The sequence below is a fragment of the Herbiconiux sp. A18JL235 genome (assembly GCF_040939305.1).
Classification (GTDB): Bacteria; Actinomycetota; Actinomycetes; order Actinomycetales; family Microbacteriaceae; genus Herbiconiux.
In genome coordinates this window covers 763,569-780,855 of the sequence record NZ_CP162511.1, presented here as the reverse complement: position 1 = coordinate 780,855, position 17,287 = coordinate 763,569, and the positions used below count along the sequence as shown (strand labels likewise).

Sequence of the window (17,287 nt, the reverse complement as noted above, 5' to 3'; positions counted from 1 at the left end):
AACACGCGGAGTCGACGATGACGCCAGGAGGTTCTGCCCGTGACATCACGCCCTTTCATCGCCGTTCTCGCCCTCTCCGTGTTCGCGCTCGCGGGGTGCTCGAGCGCCCCGGCGCTGTCTGAGGACGACGCCGCAGCCCTCGCCACGCTAGCGGAGGTGGCGGGCCCGACGTCGAACGTCGACCCCGCCACGATCACCAGCACCGAGTGCTGGCTGCCGTCGGAGCACCTCATCGACGACCCCTCGGTGAGCGCGACGTCCTGGAAGGTGCTCTGCCGTACCCACTACGTCGACGACTCGGGCGACCGCTACCAGGACGCCACCTGCGTCGGTGACTTCGCGCTGGAGCCCATGCTCGACCACTGCTACCGCTGGGCGTACTACACCGGCATGCCTCACTTCGAAGATTTCCCCGGAGTTGACGCCGGGAACTGAGACCGCCCGTGTTTCGAGTCTGTGAACAGTGCGGCGCATCCTTGACACCGCTCGTAGCGTTCTCATAACGTGATCGACAATTACCGAATGATGATAAAGATCGGAGCATCCGATGACGGATCCGAAGGTGTATCTGCTCGACGGGGGAACTCTCGTCATCGACGAATCCGACGTGCACTGGCACATCAACGCCGGCAATCCCGTGCGGTTCCCGGTCTACAGCGTGCTCATCGAGCATCCTGATGCCCTCATCCTGTTCGACACCGGTTTCGACCTCGACCACGTCAACAAGGTGCTGCCCTTCGAGCTGCCCGAGCAGACCGAAGAGCAGACCATCCCGGCCCAGCTGGCGAAATGCGGGTTCACGCCCGACGACGTCGACATCGTGGTGAACTCGCACTTCCACTTCGACCACGTCGGTGGCAACAAGCACCTCACGAAGGCCACCACCCTCGTGCACAAGGAGGAGCTGCGGCACGCCAAGGTGCCCGAGCCCTTCGAGCGGCTCGGCTACTCCGACCTCTCGTTCGACCACGAGGGCGTGAAGTACACCCCCATCTCGGGCGACTACGAGATCGTGCCGGGCGTGTGGCTGTTCGAGACCCCCGGGCACACCATCGGTCACTACTCGCTGCTCGTCGAGCTGGAGTACGAGCGCAACATGCTGTTCTGCGGCGACGCGGCGTACACCCGCACCACCCTGGAGAAGGAGTGGATCGCCGGCTTCCACCTCGACCCGACGAAGTCGGTCGAGGCGATCCGCCGCCTCAACTACCTCGCTCGCACGAAGAACGCCGACGTGTACCCCTCGCACGAGCTCGAGCCGTACCTCACCTGGAAGCTCGCCCCCGCCTTCTACGGCGGCGGCGAGGGCCAGGCCTGACACCTCCGATCGTCAGTCCCGATCGACAGCTATATATAAGGAGCACCACATGACCGACCAGACCCGACGGGTGGCACTCGTCACCGGAGCAGCCCAGGGCATCGGAGCCGCGATCGCCGACGAGCTCGCCGGCGAGGGGATGACCGTGGTCGTCGCCGACGTGAACCTCGAGGGCGCCGAGGCCGTCGCCGCCCGCAACGGCGGCGTGGCGAAGAAGCTCGACGTGAGCGACCCCGATCGCGTCGCCGAGGTCGTCGACGAGATCGTCGCCGAGTTCGGCCGCATCGACGTTCTCGTCAACAACGCCGCGCTGGTTCCCCTCACCCCGTGGGCCGACATCACCTTCGAGGAGTGGCGCAAGGTCATGTCCGTGAACCTAGACGGCCTCTATCTCGTCACCCACGCCGTCACGCCCGTGATGGGCAAGGCCGGCTACGGGCGCATCGTCAACATCGCCTCGAACACCTTCGTGGCCGGCACCCCCGACTGCGCCCACTACGTGGCGACCAAGGGTGCCTCCATCGGCCTCGTGCGCGCGCTCGCCGGCGAGCTCGGCCGGCTCGGCATCACCATCAACGCCGTGGCCCCCGGCATCATCGCGAGCGAGGGCGTGCTGTCGGGCCCGCACCAGGCCGGCTTCGACTACGTCGTGCCCATGCAGGCGTTCGACCGCCGCGGCCTCCCCCAAGACGTCGCGCCCGCGGTCGCCTTCCTCGCCAGCGAGAAGGCCAGCTGGGTGACCGGTCAGACCCTTGTGGTCGACGCCGGCCACACACGCAACTGACGCCGGCATGGGTTCCGACGTCCTCATCATCGGCGCGGGCTCTGCCGGCAGCGTCGTCGCCCGCCGGCTGAGCGCTGACCCGTCCCGGCGCGTCACCGTGCTCGAGGCCGGGCACCGTGTCACCGACCCCGAGATGCGGCGGCCGGAGCTCTGGCCGTTCATCCACCACCGCAGCTACGACTGGGACTACCGCACGATCCCGCAGAGGGGCCTCGCCGGGCGGTCGCTCGACTGGGCCCGCGGCAAGGGGCCGGGTGGCTCGAGCCTTGTGCACGCCATGGCGCACATGCGCGGCTGCCGCGCCGACTTCGAGCGCTGGGTCGAGCTCACCGGCGACGCTCGATGGGGGTGGGATGCGCTGCTCCCCGCCTTCAAGCGGTCGGAGACCTTCTCGGGCGGCGCCGACGCGGCGCACGGCGACGACGGCCCGCTCCCGGTGCTGCTGCCCGGGCCCGAGCTGTCCTCGCCCCTGGTGCAGGACTACCTCGCAGCCTGGGAGGCGCTCGGTGTGCCCCGCATCCCCGACCACAACGGCGGCGAGATGCTGGGGGCGACCCCCAACTCGCTCACCATCCGCGACGGCGAGCGGGTCACGGTCTCCGACGTCTACCTCGACCCGGTGCTCGACCGCCCGAACCTCACCCTCCTCACGGGTGTCGACGTTCACCGTCTGCTCGTCTCGGGCGGCCGGGTCACGGGGGTGGCCGTCACCCGCGACGGCGTCGACGAGGTGCTCGAGGCCGACGAGGTCATCCTCTGCGGAGGCTCGATCGGCGACCCGCTGCTGCTCATGCGCTCGGGCATCGGAGACCCCGCGGTGCTCGAAGCCGCGGGCGTGACCACCCTCCTCGAGTCCCCTCAGGTGGGGAAGAACCTCCACGACCATCTGCTCGGCGCCGGCAACCTGTACGCCTCGCGCATCCCGGTGCCGCCGACCCGGCTGCAGCTGTCGGAGTCGATGACCTACCAGTCGCGCCTCGGCCTCGAGCAGAGCGCGGGAACCGTCGACGTCGTCGTGGGCTGTGTGGTCGGCCCGAGCGCCTCGGAGGCCCTCGCCGCCGACGCGGCCGAGGTCGCCCCCGGCACGGGTTATACGCTGCTGTTCGGCGTGACCAACCCGACCAGCCGCGGTTCACTCGCGCTCTCGGGCCCGGAGCTCGCCGACGAGCCGATCATCGACCCGAACTACCTCGACACCGAGCACGACCGCGCGATGTTCCGGCTCGCCCTCGAGCGGGCGCGCCTGGTGGGCGGCTCCGAGGGCCTCGCCGCCTGGCGCGACCACGAGGTGCTGCCGGGCGCGGCCGTGCGGAGCGACGCCGAGGCCGACGCTTTCATCGCCCGCGCGGCGATCACCCACCACCACCCGGTGGGCACCCTCAGCATGGGCGCCTCCCCCGAGGCCCCCGTCACCCCGGGCCTGCGCTTCCGCGGTCTCGACAACCTGCACGTGGTCGACGCGTCGGTCATCCCGTCCATCACGGCGGGCCCGGTGCACGCTGCGACGCTGGCGATCGCGGAGTCGTTCGCAGCGGAGTACACCGGCTGACCCCTCCGCATCACGCCGTCACGCACGAACGCCGCCCCGGAGCATCCGGAGCGGCGTTCGTGGTTCGAGGGTCGGTGTCAGCGGCTGAACGTGCCCACGTACCGCGCCTGCTCGATGATGTCGTCGGCGTAGCGCGCGAGGAACTCCTCGCGGGTGGGCTCACCCTCCACCTTCGTGCCGAGCGCGTACACGAAGAAGTAGTAGTGGTGCTCGCCGTGACCGGCGGGCGGCTGCGGGCCGAAGTACGAGGCCACGCCGGCACCGTTCGGAGCCTCGCGCACGCCCTCGGCCTCGAGGTCGAGCTTCGAGGCGTCGGGGGCGATGCCGTAGACCACCCAGTGGGTGAAGCCCTGCGCGAGGGGCGCATCCGGGTCGTTCACGATGAGGGCGAGCTCGACGGTGCCTTCCGGGGCGCCGGTGAACTCCACCACGGGGGTCGTGTTGCCGCCGTCGGCGCTGAACTCCTCGGGGATGCGGCCGAGGTTGTCGAAGTCGGGGCTCGAGACGGCGAGCTTGTCGATGAACAGGGGCATGGTGTTCCTTTCGTGTCGCGTCGAAGACGCGTCGTTCGGCGTCAGAGGACGCGGGCGATCTCTGCCGCGACCAGGTCGGGCAGCTCTTCGGGGATGTAGTGGTCGGCGCCCTCGATCTCGACCCAGCGGTCGCCGGGTCGCACCTCGCGCGCCGAGCGCCACGCGCTCTCGCTCACGATCTTGCTCGCATCGCCGCGAAGGTGCATCATCGGATGCGGAACATCCTGGAACTCCTCGGCGAACGGCGTGCGGAAGCCCTCGATGAGCTGCGTCATGGCCTCGGGTGAGGCGAGCGGCTCCCAGGCGCCCTCGGCGACCTCGCGGTAGCCCCAGCGGGCGCGCCGCGACACGGCACCGGGAAGGATGCGCGGGTAGCGGTCGGCGAGGTAGGCCTCGATCTCGGCGGGGCCGGTGAAGCGGCGGAAGCCCATGGCCACGCGCACGTCGAGCTCGTCGAGCACGGCGGGCTCGACGAACGGCGTGTAGTCGACCACCACGGCGCGGGTGACGCGCTCGGGGTGGCGGGCCGCGGCCAGCCAGGCGTTGCGACCGCCGAGCGAGTGCCCCGCCACGGCGGCCTGCTCGATGCCGAGGGCGTCGAGCACGGTCACGACGTCGGAGGCGAAGTCGTCACCGCGGTAGCCGGTGGCGGGCTTGTCGCTCCTGCCGTGCCCGCGCTGGTCGAGGGCGATCACGGTGGCGCGGCCCTCGAGCAGGTCACCCACGGGCTCCCACACGGCATGGTTCGCCGAGGTGCCGTGCAGCAGCACCACCGCGGGGCCCTCGCCCCGCACCCGGAACGCGATGTCGACATCGGCGCCCCGGGTGCGGCTGAGGCCGTCGCCGATGCTCTCGACCGTCACCGGCGAGGTCGCCGGGCCGGTCTCGGAGACGGCGCCCGCCATCAGACGTTCGGGATGGAGGAGAGCGTCTTGCGGGCGGCGATGAGACCGGTGATGATCTCCTTGCGCTTGGCGTCGACGTCGCCCTCGCCGTACTCGTACATGCCGCCGTTCGACTTGAAGCCGAGCTTGCCCTCCGCGATCTTCTGCTTGATGAACTCGGGGGTGTCGGTGCTGTTGTCGAGGTCTTTGTTGAGGTAGCTCGAGACGGCCTGGTAGATGTCGAGCCCCGCCATGTCGAGAAGGCGGGTCGGGCCGATCACCGAGAGCTTGTAGCCGATGCCCCACTTCACGCAGGCGTCGAGGCCCTCCGGGGTGACGATGCCTTCTTCGAGCAGCGCCATGCACTCGCGAAGGATGGCGTAGAGCACCCGGTTCTCGACGAAGCCGGGGATCTCCTTCTCGAGCACGGGCACGTAGTTGAACGCCTTGACGATCTCGGTGAGCTTGCCCACGAGCGCCTCGTCGGTGGCCTTGCCCGGGATGATCTCGATCATCGGGATGAGGTGCGGCGGGTTCGACCAGTGCATGCCGATGAGGCGGCCGGGCAGGGTCATCGACTCGGCCATGGTGCTGATCGGGATGCCGGAGGTGTTGCTGGCGATGATGACCTCGTCGCCGATGCGGGCCTCGAGGTCGGCGAGCACCTGCTGCTTGAGCTCCAGCTTCTCGGGCACGGCCTCGATGACGAGCTCGGTGCCCTCGAGGGCGGCGTCGAGGTCGGTGCCGAAGCTCACCGAGCCGCCGGGAGCCGACGGCGAGTCGACGGCCTCGAGTACGTTCTGCACGACGCCGTAAGCGGCCTCGGCACGGGCGATGGCCTCGTCGGAGATGTCGTAGAGCCGGACGGTGGCGCCGGCGCGGGCCAGGGTCGCGGCGATGCCGGGGCCCATGGTGCCCGAACCGATGACGGTGGCGATGGTGGGGAGACTGCTCATCTTCGTGCTCTCTTTCGCGGTACGTGGGTGGGGTCGGTGGAGTCGGTGGCTCAGATGCCCGGGGGCAGCGCGATCGGCGAGATGCCGGCGCCGAAGGCGTTCTCGACACGGTCGAGCCGGCGGTTGAAGTAGGTCCAGAAGTTGTGCTGGGCCTTCGCGGGGTAGATGCGGTCGAACTTCTCCTTGGTCTCCTCCGCATCCGGTTCGATCGGGGCGAAACCGGAGGCCTTGAGGTCGACCTGGAAGCGCGCGGCCTTCTCGAGGAAGATGCCCGTGAGGGTCACCTCGGCCACGGTGCTGCCGACGAACGCCACTCCGTGGTTGGCCAGCAGGATGGCCTGCGCGTCGCCCAGCGCCTTCGCCGCGGCCACGCCGAGCGGCACCGTGGTGATGATGTGGCTGGTCTCGGCGAAGCGGGGCACACCCTCGTAGGCGAACCACACGCCGTGGTTGTTGTAGGGCTTGAGCTCCTCCTCCGAGGCGCCGAGCACTGTCGAGTAGTGCGCGTGCGAGTGACCGACGAAGTTCACGTCGGGGCGCGCCTTCATGATCTCGGCGTGCAGCGGCCACTCGAGGTGGCGGAGCCCCGTGCCCTCGAGTACGTTGCCGTCGAAGTCGATGAGGATGAAGTCGTCGCCCTCGACCTCGCTGAGCGCGAGGTTGCCGCGCTTCAGCCACAGGCCCCGGCCGAACGGGTCGCGGAACGACAGGTGCCCCATCGACATGTCGCCGTGGCCCTCGAGCTCGAGGATGCGGTGCGCCCGCGCCACGTCGGCGAGGATGCTCGCGATGGACTGGTCTTCGTAGTACTGGGTGTGCGAATAGCTCATGGTCTGGTCTCCTCCTGGGTCTACTGTGCGCCTCGGCGCACCTCGGCCACGGTCATGCCGCCGACGCGCGCGTTCACGCGGCCTCCGGTGGCGACGGCGGCGATGATCACGATCTCGTCGGGGCGGGGGGCGTCGGGAAGGGCGAGGGTGATGGCGTCGTAGTGCGAGCGCACGTACACCTCGTCCTTGAACGCCAGCGGGATGTCGATGGTGGCGCCGGTGGGGGCGACCTTGGTGGCGGAGGAGATCCACGCCTCGCCGCCGCCGACGGCGTCGCGGAGGGCGTTGCCGAAGACGGTGGTGACGCAGGCGACGATGTGCTCCTGCTCGCCGTTCACGCCGACCATGCCGCCCTTGCCGTAGCTCTCGACCGGCCGGCCGCCGAGCAGCGCCGCGGCGCGCTCGCCGAGCTCCGTGCCGAGCGAGGCGCTGGCGTCGGTGAGGGGCGACAGGTCGTCGACCCAGCGGCCGGAGAACGGGTTCTCGAACACCACGGCGACCGCGGCCTTCACCAGCGGCTGCTCGGGTGCGGGGCCGAGCTCGTGCACGGTCTCCTGCACGAAGGAGTGCCAGGCGCGGACCTTGTAGATGGAGTCGATGCTCATGCTGCGTGTACCTCGTGTCGGTGGGGGTCGGTCGGGTTGTAGAGGGCGGTCTCGACGCTCTCGCCCACGAACTGGTTGCCCTTGGCCATCTCGCGGGTGTCGGCGTACCACTGCGACCGGTTCTGGGCGAGGTCGGTGACGGGTCGCTCGAGGCGCTCCCAGTCGCGCAGGGCCGTCGGCAGGTCGTCGCCCGCGGCGAGCGCCTCGGTGGCCTTGACGGCCAGGGTCCAGGCGTTCTGCATCGCGGTGCCGGCGCCCTGGGCGAGAGCCGGGCACATGGCGTGCGCGGCGTCGCCGATGAGGGCGACGCGCCCCTCGGTCCAGTGGTCGAGGCGGGTGGTCTGGTAGCCGTAGTACCGGCCCTGGATGCCCGCGGCATCCTGAAGCACCGGCGCCAGCTGCGGGAACACCGAGGTCCACAGCTCGAGGTCGATCGGCACCCGTGAGCCCGCGGCGTCGGCCGCCGGCGACATGAGGGCGATGTAGAGCTCCTCGTCGTTCGCCGGGGTGTAGAGCACGCGCAGCACGCGGGGCTCGAGGTTCCAGAAGTCGATCACGTTGTCCCACTCGGTGTCGGGCTCGAGTGCCGTCAGCTCGGCCTTGCGCCGGGGAACGAGGAACCGGGTGATGCCGTCGCGCGAGCGCTCGCGCTTCAGCGGGATGCCGAGCGAGTCGCGCACCGCGGAGCCGACGCCGTCGGCGCCGACCACGAGCTCGGCCTCGGCCGTCGTGCCGTCGGCGAAGCTGACGACGCCTTCCGCCGTGGCGCCCGTGACCTCGGAGTTCGCGACGATCTCGACGCCCGACTCGCGTGCCGCCGTGAGCAGGCTCTGGTGCAGATGCGGGCGCGTCATGGTGCGCCAGCGGATGCCGTCGAGCGTCTCCTGCGACTGGATGACGTTGTTCATGCGGGTCTCGTAGGCGGGCGGGGTCATCGAGCGCGAGTCGAGGTCGGGGGTGGCCCCGATGCGATCGAGCACCTGGAGGCTGTTGTTCCAGAGCACGATGCCCGCGCCCTCGGCGCGAAGCTCCGCCGCTCGCTCGTGAACCCGCACGCGCCACCCCATCTGGGCGAGGGCGGTGGCCGCGGTGAGTCCCGCGAAGCCTCCGCCCGAGATCTCGGCGCGGCGTGGGCTGTCGGTCATGAGCTGGTCCTGTCTGTTCTGTGCATGGTTGTACGTGGCGCCGTCGGTGATCTGCGAGCCGGGGCTCACAGGTCGCTCGCGGCTCCGATCCTGAGGGCGGCGAGGCCGATCACCCGTGCGATGTCGAGGGCGTTGCGGGTGCCGGCGGGCCCCGCGAACTCCTCCCCGCCGGTGGGCGTGTGGTACCGCCACCCCTCCTCGCGGCCGACGCCGACGATGGCGGCGCGCACCACCTGGGTGACGTTGCCGAAGTCGGTGGCGAAGCCGAGGGCGGGAGGGTCGGCGATGAAGTCGCGACCCGCGGCGGCGAAGGCGTCGGCGACGAGGGCGGTGACCGCCGCGTCGGGCCGCACCTCGGCGATGGCTGCCGAACTCGTCCAGCTGCCCTCGCCGAACTGCTGCCGGAGCCGGGCGGCGAGCGCCTCGAGCTCCTCCTCGGTGTCGGCGAAGAGCAGGAAGCTCGCGTCGATCACCATGCCCGCCGACTCCTCGACGTCACCGTCGAGCAGCACGGTCTCGACCATGAGGCGAGCCGGGTCGAAGGTGGAGGGGAGGCGCGCGATCACGGCGAGCGCGTCGAGCGGGGTGGAGACGACGTCGCGCTTCAGGGTGCGGATGCCGACGATGCGCACCGACTCACGCCGCATCCACAGCGACGACGGCCACACCGTGTCGATGAACTCGGGGTGGGGGTAGAGGGCGACGTCGATGTCGTTCCACAGGCCGCGCGCGGCGCTCAGCGCCTTGCCGCTGCCGAGCTCCCTGGTGCGCGGGGAGTGGATCTCGTCGGCCGGGCAGCCGACGATCACGACGGTGCCGCTCAGCTCGTCGCGCACCGCGGCGAGCGCGAGCGCGGCGCCGACGACGCCGGCCGACTGCGCGCCGTGACCGCAGGAGTGCACGGGCGCGACGTCGCCCTCGGGGCTCTTGGCGGCGACGGCGTCGTAGACGGCGATGACGCCGACCGTCTGCCCCGGCGCGCCGCCCTCGAGCTCGGCCCGGAAGGCCGTCGGCATGCCGGCGACGCCCGTGGCGACGGTGTAACCCGCATCGCGGAGACGGGCGACGAGGTGCGCGGAGCTCTCGACCTCTTCGTGGGCGAGCTCCGGGTGGGCCGTGATGAAATCGACGATCGAGGCGACGTCTGCCGCACGTTCGTCGAGGGCCGCTTTGAAGCGTTCGTCGACCTGCTCCGGTGCCATCGAGGTCCTCCCCAGTGATTCGCTCATTCTTACAATATGGATCGCAGTGTCAGCATATGATGCGATGCACTGAATTATTCATGACGAGGCGAAATGTAACAAGGGCTTAATATCCGGCATCGGCCGTCGCGCATCCGTCGTCCCGCCGCGCGGGGTCGACGAAGGCCCGCCGGAGCGGGTGGTCGGGCCGGGCGGCTCAGCCGGCCGTCGTCGGCGCCGGAGTGGGCGTCGGGCACACCAGGGGGCCCGCGTTCGCCGGTGGGGTGCTGAGCTCGCACGCGTTCGGCACGAGGGCCTGCACCGCGAGCGCCCACAGCACGCAGAGGGTCAGCAGCACGAGGGTGACCGCGACGGTGGCGCGGCGGGCTGCGCGGGAACGCCACATGTCACACCATCCCGAAGCGCTCGGAGCGGATGGCGTCGCGGTGCACGCCCGCGGCCGAGAGGGCAGCCTCGATGTCGTCCATCATCACGTCGGGTCCGCAGATGCAGAAGGTCGAGCCTGACGCCACCTGCGGCAGCCGGCTCGTGACGAAGGCGGCGTCGACGTGTCCACGGGCGCCGGCCCACGCATCCGTCGGTCGCGACAGCACGTGCACCACCTCGAGGTCGAGCCGTGTCGTGAGCATGTCGAGCTCGGCTCGGCCCGGGATGCTCGCCTCGTCGCGGTTGCCCAGCCAGATCTCGCACCGCCGGGTGTCACGGCGGTCGGCGAGGGTCTCGAGCATGCTGAGCAGCGGAGTCACGCCGACGCCCGCCCCGATGAGCACGAGCGGGCCGGTGGGCGGCAGCACGAAGGCGCCGAACGGGCCGTCGACGAACATGCGGTCTCCCGGCTGCAGGTCGGCGATGTCGCGGCTGAAGTGGTCGTGCTCCTTGATGGCGAAGCTGATGCGTTCGGGATGCTCGGCGCTGGAGGAGATGGAGAAGGGATGGTAGGTGAGCGCGAAGGCCGAGCGGCGCGCCTGAAGCCAGGCGAACTGGCCGGGTTCGAAGCGGAACGGGCGCGTCGCGAGGCCCGACGCCATGTCGGCGGGGCCGCGACCGCCCTCGTGGTCGTGCGGATGCTCGTGCGGCACGCCCGGCGCGAACTCGGGAACCCGGTCGCGCGGGTGGATCGTGATCGTGGTCACCCCGGCCTCGCGCTCGATCGACTCCACCACCCAGGGCCGCCGCTGCCGGAGCGCCGGCTTCAGCAGCCGCACCCAGACGCCGAGCCCGATGAAGGCGACGCTCAGCACGATCCAGAGCAACTGCTCCCACCACTCGCGCACGTAGTAGCCGACGAGCAGCACGTGCAGGAGGGCGGTGATCACGACGGCCACCGCGATCACCGCGTGGGTGATCTGCCACGTCTCGTAGCGGATGCGCAGCCGCTGCCTGAACACCGACAGACCGATCAACACCAGCAGCAAGACGCACGACGACACCGCGAACTTCGCCCGCAGCGGCGAGGTGAACACGTCGAGGAGGCCGAGGAACCGCGAGTCGACGAGGAACAGGATGATCGGATGCGCGAACACCAACAGCGTCGCGAGGTACGCCATCTGGCGGTGGAAGCCGAGCACGAGGTCCATGCCCACCGGGTGCACCACCACGAAGGTGCGCGCCACCATCACGAACTGCAGCCCGAACATGGCGAGCCCGACGAAGCCGAACGCGATCGAGAGGTTGATCCAGAACCCCCGACCCGGGTCGAGACTGATCAGCGCGAGCGGCAGCGGCAGCACCGCGAGGAGCGTATAGAGGGCGACCCACAGCGCGAAGGCACCGCGACTCCGGCGCTCGACCATCCCCCGCACCGCGCTCGCCCGCATGTCCCCACCCCTCGGGGCGACCAGTGCCCCCTGCGGCAGAGTACACCGAGCTTTGTGGCGTGGGTGATATTCGAGTCGATGGGCAACGCCCTCGTCGTGCGTCTACCCCGAAACAGGATCGGCGGCGAGGATGTGGTCGATGTCTCGGGGGGAAAGCGGCACCCCGGGGAAGTTCAGGAACTGCCTCAAGGGCATGGATGCGATCATCGTCAAGTCAGATGGCTCTGCGCCCTCCTGGGTGGGAAAGAGCATCTGTCCGTAGATCGGGTGCTCGATCCATTCCTGCACGGTCGAGTCGATAGTCAATCGGGTTGGAAGCGCGTCGCCGACCAGGGTGATCGTGGTGGACTGGATGACTCGATCCGCGTTCTCCGCGATCTCGATCCGGTACTCCCCCGGCGCGACGACCCACGAGTCATGGGTGCTGTCCCAATAGGCGAACGACCGTCGTTCGAGAGGGAGCCGAACACGGCGGGTCTCGCCTGCGGTCAGCGCGATCTTGACGAAGCCCTTCAGTTCCCGCCGAGGTCGTCTGACAGGCCCCGCGGCGGTCGAGACATAGAGCTGCACGACGTGGCTAGCAGCCCGGCCTCCCGCATTGGTGATGAGGACTTCGACGGTCAGCGCCGTGTCGTCGTCGGCTGAACGCTCGACGGTGATGTCGCTCGCTGTGAACCTGCTGTAGCTGAGGCCGTGGCCGAAGGGATATCGTACGGGGTGGTCAACGGCGGTGTAGTACCGGTAGCCGACCATGACACCTTCGCCGTAACGGGTATGGCCCTGTTCGCCGGGGTGGGTGAGATAGGACGGGGTGTCTTCGAGCCTCAGCGGGATCGTTTCGGCAAGTCGCCCTGACGGTGACACGACGCCGAGAAGCAGGTCGGCGATTGCAGCGCCCCCGCCCTGGCCGAGCAGCCAGGCTTCGAGAATTGCATCGACGTCGTCGTGCCACTCCTCGAGGCTGACGATCCCACCGTTGAAGAGGACGACCGCGGTGCGGGGCGCCGCTGCGGCGACGCTGCGGATGAGTGCGATCTGATCGTCCGGGAGCGTGAGCGTTGTCCGGTCGAAACCCTCGGACTCGTCCGACTCCCGAAGGCCCGCGAACACGACCGCCACGTCTGCGCGGCGTGCCGTCTCGACTGCGTCGTTCGCAAGCGTGGCGGCATCATGTGACGCCTCGAGCGAGTAGCCCGCGGCGTATTCCACAGTCATGCCGAGGTCGGTGGCTCCGTGGCGGATGCGCTCCACCGGAATATCGAGGTGGGTGGGGACGATTCGCGAGCTGCCTCCACCCTGGTAGCGGGGGTTCTCGGCGAGTTCTCCTATGACCGCGATCCGTTGACCTGCGCGAAGCGGCAGTGTCGAGCCGTCGTTCTTGAGGAGCACCGGGCACTCCAGGGCGAGTGTGCGGCTCAGGGCGTGTTGCCGGTCGTGATCGACGGGTGAACCTGTCGCGCCGTGGTAGGCGCTGAGTTCCAGGACTCGGGACGCAGACGCGTCGATGACGCTCTGCTCGAGTCGGCCGTCGGCTACGGCGGCAGCCAACTCGGGTGAGCTGTCCCTCCCGCCGGGCATCTCGAGGTCGAGCCCAGCTCGAAGCGAGGTGACGCGGTCCTGGACCGCACCCCAGTCCGACACGACGACACCCTCGTAACCCCATTCTCGCCTGAGGAGATCGGTGAGCAGCCAGGTGTTCTCTGCTGCGGGAATGCCGTTGATGGCATTGTAGGAGCACATGATGGTCGCGGGTTTCGCCGTGGTGACGACGCGCTCGAACGCGGGTAGATAGATCTCGCGCATGGTGCGTTCATCGACGTCGGCGCTGATGCGCATCCGTTCGGTCTCTTGGTTGTTCAGCGCGAAGTGCTTCACCGAAGCACCGACGCCGGCCGATTCCTGGGCTGCCGCCTGCTCTGCGGCGAGAACCCCCGTGAGGTAGGGGTCCTCGGAGAAGTATTCGAAGTTGCGCCCGTTGAGAGGGGTCCGCTTGATGTTCACGCCCGGTCCGAGGACGACGCCGACACCCAGCGCCTTGGCCTCCTCGGCGATCGCTTGGCCCATTCGGCGGGCGACATCGCGGTTCCAGCTGGAGCCGACTGCCACAGCGGGGGGAAAGCAGGTGGCGGGTTCGCTGTCGAAGATGCCGAGATTGTCTTCACCCTGCCGCTGATGCCGCACCCCGTGCGGGCCGTCCGTCAGCGTGACGCTCGGGACGCCATGCTCGGGGATGCTCCGGGTTCCCCAGAACGATCCACCCGACAGCAGGGAGATTCGCTGATCGAGGGAGAGTTCACCGACACGGACCGGGTTGCCATCGGCGCGGCGCGGCGCGGCGGTCACGCTCGTCCGCTCCGAGCGATGTCGCCCAGCCAGGCGAGGCTGGGTTTCGGGGTGCGTTCGAACGTGGTGCGGTCGACGGCGATGAGGCCGAAGGTGGGAGCCCAGTGGCCCCACTCGAAGTTGTCCAACGCTGACCAGTGCAAGTACCCGCGTACGTCGAGGCCGTCCACCTGGGCAGCGAACATGTGCTCGAGCGCTTCGCTGGTGTAGGCGATGCGGCGGGCGTCGTCGTTGGTGGCGATTCCATTCTCTGTGATCAGGATCGGTGTTCCCTCGGTCACGTTCCACGCGTTGCGCAGCGCGATGCCGAGTGCGTCTGGGCGGTAGGCCCAGCCGGTGAGGGTGTTGTCGGGATGCGGCGCGTGCGGGATGACACCTCGGGAGTCGATCTTCTGACTGGTGTACGACTGGACACCGACGAAGTCGTCACCCTTCGATACCCGCAGGTACCGGTCCTCCCAGGCATCCTTCACTCGCGCGAACTCGTCTTCGTTGCCGGGAGTCGGTTCGAACGCCTGCCCCGCGACTGTCCACCCGACGCGTGCGCTGGTCGCACTCTTGAGGATGACTTTCGCGGCTCGATGGGCGTCGGCGAGGATGTCGCCGAGTTCCGTGTCGGGGATCGCTGCAGCTTGAGCGCGAAGGAGATCGTCCACGCTGAGGTCTGCCATCGCTGCCCGGCCTTCCTCGCTCATCGTGTTGTCCATGAGTGACATCAGGGCGTAGACATTCGGCTCGTTGACCGTGACGACCCATTCGACGTCGGCGAGGATCGTGGCGGCGGCCTCGACGTAGCGGCAGAAGCGGTCGATGGCGCGGGGGTCGCGCCAGCCGCCATCGTCGGCGAACCATCGCGGGTTGGTGAAGTGGTGCAGCGTCACCACAGGCGTCATCCCCCGCTCCAACGTCGCGTCGATCATGCGGCGGTAGTGAGCCAGCTCCGCCTTCGAGAACTGCCCCTCCTCCGGTTCGATCCGCGCCCACTCGATGCCGAACCGGTAGGCGTTCAGGCCTGCATCGGCCAGAAGCCCGATGTCTTCGCGGTACCGGTGATAGCTGTCGAGAGCGTCACCACTTCTCTCGAACATCTCGGGAAAGCGCTGCTCGCGTTCCCACCAGTCGCTGTTGAGGTTGTTGCCTTCGATCTGGTGCGGTGAGGTCGATGCGCCCCACAGGAATTCCGTCATAGCTCTCTTCTTCTTCGTGACTGTCGGGAGTGGTCGGTCGGGTCAGCGCGAGCCCTTGACCCGGGTGAGAACGATGAGGCCGCCCACGAGTGTGAACGCGGCCGCGATGATGAACAGGGGTAGATAGTTCTTTTCTCCATCGATCACACTGATCGTCAGCACGAGCGAAGCGACGATCGGGGCGATCGCCTGGGCGAGAGACACGGCCAGCTGCGCGATTCCGACGAACCGGCCGGCGTTCTGCTCGCGGGAGGGAAGGATGTCGAGGATGATCGCCGTGTCGACGGAGGAGAAAATCCCGGTCGCAAGCTGCATGAGCACGGAGCCGACGATGATGGCGCTGAAGTCGGGTGCGACCGCCATCGTCGCAGCGCCCGCCGCAAAGATGACGCCGGAGAGGAAGACCAGGAGCTTACGGCGCTTGATCTTGTCAGAGAGCCAGCCGCTGCCCAGCGCGCCCAGCGCGGCCGCTGCCACGCCCCCGATGGAGACCAACGCCACCAGGCCGGCGATCTCGGCGACGGTGGCGCCGAGACGCTGAGCGATGAAGAACGTGCCGAAGGTCGTTCCGATCGTCAGACCGCCCATGAACAGAAACCGCCCGGCCCAGTTCCAGGCGAAGTCCTTGTGCTCTCGCGGATCGAACAGGTAGTTGCGGATGACGACGGTGAACGACAGCCGCTGTGCGGGCGGCGCCAGGGTGAGGCTGTCTTCGCGGCCTACGGTCAAGCCGAAGAGCACCATCAACACCACTCCTACGGCGCCGGGGACCAGGAAGAGCAGGTAATTGTCAGTGACGAGCGAAGCACCGATGATCGATCCCACGACTGGGGCGACCAACCCGGCGAAACCCATCAGCCCGGCGACCTTGCCACGCTGGAGATCGGGGACCCGGTCGGCCATGACGAAGGTGAGTGCCCCGGTAGCGCTAGCCCATGTCGCCTGGGTCAGCACCCATCCGAGACCGAGGACGACGACGGATGGAGCCGCCGCCATCACGAAGAGGGCGATCAGGCCGAGAACGGCTCCCCCGATGACATAGGGCGCCCGGCGACCGAATCGACTTCGAGTGTGGTCGCTCAGAGTGCCGATCAGGGGAGCCATGATCAGCGCTACCACCGCCCCCGCGCCCGTGATGTAGCCCAGGAACTCTTCGTTTCCGGGTGCGAGCTGCTGAAGACGTACAGCGAGTGAGATCGCCAGCGGTGTGATCAACGCGATGGAGCCGCCGACGTTCGCCAGCACGAGGAGCGAGATGAAGAGGCCGCTGACCTTCGGCGCTCGACCGCTGTCGAGGGCCTGGGCCTGCGTCAGTCCATCGATCGTCTCCGGTGCCGTCGGCGCGTCACCAGGACGCTGAGGGGTGGTCGACATGGTTGATCCTCCTTGATCAGGGCTGAAGTCTAAAAGTTCACGGCGATGTAGTTTTCAGGAACATAGCACAAAACTTCATTGCGTTATAGTTTTCATGATCGAGGGAGATGCGATGTCAACCGGAGTACGCGGTCCGTACGGCAAGACGCCACAGGTGCGCCGCCAGATCATCGAGGCGGCGTTCGAGATCTTTTCAGCCAGTGGCTATCGGGCTGCGACCATGAAAGACGTGGCGATGAAGGTGGGGATGACACCCAAAGGGCTCAATCACCACTTCGCCACGAAGGAAGACCTGCTCGGCGCTGTTCTGGAGTTGCGAGACGAGGTGGGCGCGTCCCGCCACGTGCCTCGATCAGCGCATCCGTCTGACGCCCTCGACATGATTCTGGCCGTTCTTCGAGATGACGCCGCGACCCCTCATCTGATCGAGCTGCATATCAGCCTCGCCGCCGAGGCGTCGCAGAACTCCCACCCGGCGCACCAGTTCTACGCCGATCGCTACAACAGTCTGAGGGAGGCCCTCTGCGGTCTGTTCGCGCAAGCTCGTGCAGCTGGGAAACTGAGGTCGAAGCTCGAGGATCACAGCTTGGCGGCCCTGCTGATTGCTGTCATGGACGGGTTACAGCTGCAGTGGTTGTACGACCACGATGCCGTCGAGGTGGAACCCGTCGTGAGGTCGTTCCTCGAAGAGGTGGCCCCGGATCTCGTCCGCCCTCGCTCGCTCTCCGCCGCACAGAAGTAGTTCCACCGGGGCCGCGCA

General features: G+C 68.4%; 17 protein-coding genes. 5 read left to right on the top strand and 12 right to left on the bottom strand.

Features of this window, described 5'->3' with window-relative positions; all coding sequences use genetic code 11:
• Window positions 1-39 precede the first annotated feature (39 nt).
• The 4 genes from ABFY20_RS03590 (at window position 40) to ABFY20_RS03575 (ending at window position 3,651) form a co-directional block, all read left to right on the top strand.
• A complete protein-coding gene (locus ABFY20_RS03590) occupies window positions 40-435 on the top strand; it encodes a hypothetical protein (protein ID WP_368498579.1) in 396 nt (131 codons plus the stop codon).
• A 112-nt stretch (window positions 436-547) separates the two neighbouring features.
• Window positions 548-1,318: an N-acyl homoserine lactonase family protein gene (locus ABFY20_RS03585; protein WP_368498578.1), complete on the top strand. Its 771-nt coding sequence runs from the start codon at window positions 548-550 to the stop codon at window positions 1,316-1,318.
• A gap of 49 nt (window positions 1,319-1,367) precedes the next feature.
• Window positions 1,368-2,102 carry an SDR family NAD(P)-dependent oxidoreductase gene (locus tag ABFY20_RS03580; RefSeq protein WP_368498577.1) on the top strand — a complete coding sequence of 245 codons (735 nt, stop codon included), beginning with the start codon at window positions 1,368-1,370 and terminating at the stop codon, window positions 2,100-2,102.
• Window positions 2,103-2,109: 7 nt separating this feature from the next.
• Window positions 2,110-3,651, top strand: a complete 1,542-nt coding sequence (locus ABFY20_RS03575; protein WP_368498576.1) for a GMC family oxidoreductase — start codon at window positions 2,110-2,112, stop codon at window positions 3,649-3,651.
• Window positions 3,652-3,728: 77 nt separating this feature from the next.
• Here ABFY20_RS03575 and ABFY20_RS03570 read toward each other — a convergent pair whose 3' ends face one another.
• The 12 genes from ABFY20_RS03570 to ABFY20_RS03515 form a co-directional block, all read right to left on the bottom strand.
• On the bottom strand, window positions 3,729-4,184 hold the full coding sequence (locus tag ABFY20_RS03570; RefSeq protein ID WP_368498575.1) for a YbhB/YbcL family Raf kinase inhibitor-like protein: 456 nt from the start codon (window positions 4,182-4,184) through the stop codon (window positions 3,729-3,731).
• A 41-nt stretch (window positions 4,185-4,225) separates the two neighbouring features.
• On the bottom strand, window positions 4,226-5,089 hold the full coding sequence (locus ABFY20_RS03565) for an alpha/beta fold hydrolase (RefSeq protein WP_368498574.1): 864 nt from the start codon (window positions 5,087-5,089) through the stop codon (window positions 4,226-4,228).
• Complete coding sequence (locus ABFY20_RS03560; RefSeq protein ID WP_368498573.1) at window positions 5,089-6,024, bottom strand: 3-hydroxyacyl-CoA dehydrogenase NAD-binding domain-containing protein; 936 nt, start codon at window positions 6,022-6,024, stop codon at window positions 5,089-5,091. The genes ABFY20_RS03565 and ABFY20_RS03560 overlap by 1 nt, the downstream gene beginning before the upstream one ends.
• Before the next feature lie 50 nt (window positions 6,025-6,074).
• The gene (locus ABFY20_RS03555) at window positions 6,075-6,854 is read right to left on the bottom strand and encodes a class II aldolase/adducin family protein (RefSeq protein WP_368498572.1); all 780 of its coding nucleotides are present in this window, start codon (window positions 6,852-6,854) and stop codon (window positions 6,075-6,077) included.
• Between the two features lie 20 nt (window positions 6,855-6,874).
• Window positions 6,875-7,459: an amino acid synthesis family protein gene (locus ABFY20_RS03550; RefSeq protein WP_368498571.1), complete on the bottom strand. Its 585-nt coding sequence runs from the start codon at window positions 7,457-7,459 to the stop codon at window positions 6,875-6,877.
• Window positions 7,456-8,604: an FAD-dependent oxidoreductase gene (locus tag ABFY20_RS03545; RefSeq protein WP_368498570.1), complete on the bottom strand. Its 1,149-nt coding sequence runs from the start codon at window positions 8,602-8,604 to the stop codon at window positions 7,456-7,458. Before ABFY20_RS03545 ends, ABFY20_RS03550 begins: the two co-directional genes overlap by 4 nt.
• Before the next feature lie 65 nt (window positions 8,605-8,669).
• Window positions 8,670-9,833 (bottom strand): M20/M25/M40 family metallo-hydrolase, encoded by a 1,164-nt coding sequence (locus tag ABFY20_RS03540; RefSeq protein WP_368498569.1) that lies wholly within the window; start codon window positions 9,831-9,833, stop codon window positions 8,670-8,672.
• 169 nt (window positions 9,834-10,002) lie between these two features.
• Window positions 10,003-10,191, bottom strand: a complete 189-nt coding sequence (locus ABFY20_RS03535; protein WP_368498568.1) for a hypothetical protein — start codon at window positions 10,189-10,191, stop codon at window positions 10,003-10,005.
• Window position 10,192: 1 nt separating this feature from the next.
• Complete coding sequence (locus tag ABFY20_RS03530; protein WP_368498567.1) at window positions 10,193-11,623, bottom strand: ferric reductase-like transmembrane domain-containing protein; 1,431 nt, start codon at window positions 11,621-11,623, stop codon at window positions 10,193-10,195.
• 102 nt (window positions 11,624-11,725) lie between these two features.
• Entirely contained in the window at window positions 11,726-13,966 is a 2,241-nt protein-coding gene (locus ABFY20_RS03525) for a glycoside hydrolase family 3 C-terminal domain-containing protein (protein WP_368498566.1), read from the bottom strand.
• Window positions 13,963-15,153: a glycoside hydrolase family 1 protein gene (locus tag ABFY20_RS03520; protein ID WP_368498565.1), complete on the bottom strand. Its 1,191-nt coding sequence runs from the start codon at window positions 15,151-15,153 to the stop codon at window positions 13,963-13,965. Before ABFY20_RS03520 ends, ABFY20_RS03525 begins: the two co-directional genes overlap by 4 nt.
• 42 nt (window positions 15,154-15,195) lie before the next feature.
• Entirely contained in the window at window positions 15,196-16,527 is a 1,332-nt protein-coding gene (locus ABFY20_RS03515) for an MFS transporter (protein WP_368498564.1), read from the bottom strand.
• A gap of 94 nt (window positions 16,528-16,621) precedes the next feature.
• On the opposite strand from ABFY20_RS03515, the gene ABFY20_RS03510 reads away from it, so the two are divergent.
• The gene (locus tag ABFY20_RS03510; protein ID WP_368498563.1) at window positions 16,622-17,269 is read left to right on the top strand and encodes a TetR/AcrR family transcriptional regulator; all 648 of its coding nucleotides are present in this window, start codon (window positions 16,622-16,624) and stop codon (window positions 17,267-17,269) included.
• The last annotated feature ends 18 nt before the right edge of the window (window positions 17,270-17,287 follow it).

Bases quoted from the DNA above. Each gene is read 5' to 3' on its own strand.
- ABFY20_RS03585 (WP_368498578.1), top strand. From the start codon at position 548: ATGACGGATCCGAAGGTGTATCTGCTCGACGGGGGAACTCTCGTCATC.
- ABFY20_RS03580 (WP_368498577.1), top strand. From the start codon at position 1,368: ATGACCGACCAGACCCGACGGGTGGCACTCGTCACCGGAGCAGCCCAG.
- ABFY20_RS03575 (WP_368498576.1), top strand. From the start codon at position 2,110: ATGGGTTCCGACGTCCTCATCATCGGCGCGGGCTCTGCCGGCAGCGTC.
- ABFY20_RS03570 (WP_368498575.1), bottom strand. From the start codon at position 4,184: ATGCCCCTGTTCATCGACAAGCTCGCCGTCTCGAGCCCCGACTTCGAC.
- ABFY20_RS03565 (WP_368498574.1), bottom strand. From the start codon at position 5,089: ATGGCGGGCGCCGTCTCCGAGACCGGCCCGGCGACCTCGCCGGTGACG.
- ABFY20_RS03560 (WP_368498573.1), bottom strand. From the start codon at position 6,024: ATGAGCAGTCTCCCCACCATCGCCACCGTCATCGGTTCGGGCACCATG.
- ABFY20_RS03555 (WP_368498572.1), bottom strand. From the start codon at position 6,854: ATGAGCTATTCGCACACCCAGTACTACGAAGACCAGTCCATCGCGAGC.
- ABFY20_RS03550 (WP_368498571.1), bottom strand. From the start codon at position 7,459: ATGAGCATCGACTCCATCTACAAGGTCCGCGCCTGGCACTCCTTCGTG.
- ABFY20_RS03545 (WP_368498570.1), bottom strand. From the start codon at position 8,604: ATGACCGACAGCCCACGCCGCGCCGAGATCTCGGGCGGAGGCTTCGCG.
- ABFY20_RS03540 (WP_368498569.1), bottom strand. From the start codon at position 9,833: ATGAGCGAATCACTGGGGAGGACCTCGATGGCACCGGAGCAGGTCGAC.
- ABFY20_RS03535 (WP_368498568.1), bottom strand. From the start codon at position 10,191: ATGTGGCGTTCCCGCGCAGCCCGCCGCGCCACCGTCGCGGTCACCCTC.
- ABFY20_RS03530 (WP_368498567.1), bottom strand. From the start codon at position 11,623: ATGCGGGCGAGCGCGGTGCGGGGGATGGTCGAGCGCCGGAGTCGCGGT.
- ABFY20_RS03520 (WP_368498565.1), bottom strand. From the start codon at position 15,153: ATGACGGAATTCCTGTGGGGCGCATCGACCTCACCGCACCAGATCGAA.
- ABFY20_RS03515 (WP_368498564.1), bottom strand. From the start codon at position 16,527: ATGTCGACCACCCCTCAGCGTCCTGGTGACGCGCCGACGGCACCGGAG.
- ABFY20_RS03510 (WP_368498563.1), top strand. From the start codon at position 16,622: ATGATCGAGGGAGATGCGATGTCAACCGGAGTACGCGGTCCGTACGGC.